Source organism: Pseudoramibacter alactolyticus ATCC 23263, assembly GCF_000185505.1.
In the GTDB taxonomy this organism is placed as follows: domain Bacteria; phylum Bacillota; class Clostridia; order Eubacteriales; family Eubacteriaceae; genus Pseudoramibacter; species Pseudoramibacter alactolyticus.
On the sequence record NZ_GL622386.1, the window covers coordinates 1 to 562 of the forward strand.

At 56.6% G+C, this 562-nt stretch carries 1 protein-coding gene; it reads left to right on the plus strand.

All coding sequences use genetic code 11. The features are described 5' to 3' along the window. Positions 1-15: 15 nt before the first annotated feature. On the plus strand, positions 16-562 hold a 547-nt coding region (locus tag HMPREF0721_RS11285), incomplete at its 3' end, for an SLC13 family permease (protein ID WP_341349337.1).

Genomic DNA, 562 nt, shown 5'->3' on the forward strand with positions numbered 1-562 from the left:
TCAAACGAGGCTTTCGTGGTCTCGACGACGATCTTCGTCGTCTACCTCGTCATGACTTTCTTCATTATCCTGACGATGCTCTTCATCTCCTCGCATCAACGCAAACGCGACGGAATGATGGCACAAAAAGTGACCTTTGCCGAACCCATACCACTGGACCGACGTCAGCGCACGAATGTGTGGCTCATCGGGGTTTTCGTCGTCATTCTTCTCGTGCCGCCGATCCTCCATCTTTGTATGCCGCACAACTCGGCCGTGACCTGGGTGAACTCGCGGGTCGATGTCTCGCTCTTCGCTATCCTCTTCGCCGTTGTCTGTGCGCTTATGAGGGTCGGTGAGGAGAAAGAGTCGCTCTTACACGTACCGTGGTCGACCCTCATCATGATCGGTGGGATGGGCATGCTCGTCTCGATAGCTGTCAAGGCGGGCACGATCTCGTTGCTTGCTGGGTGGGTTGGACACACCCCGAGACTGCTCATCCCCGTTGTTCTGTGCTTCCTGGCGGCAGTTTTGAACATGTTCGGCGGCAGTTTCGTCGGGGTTGTCGCCCCGGCTCTGTTCC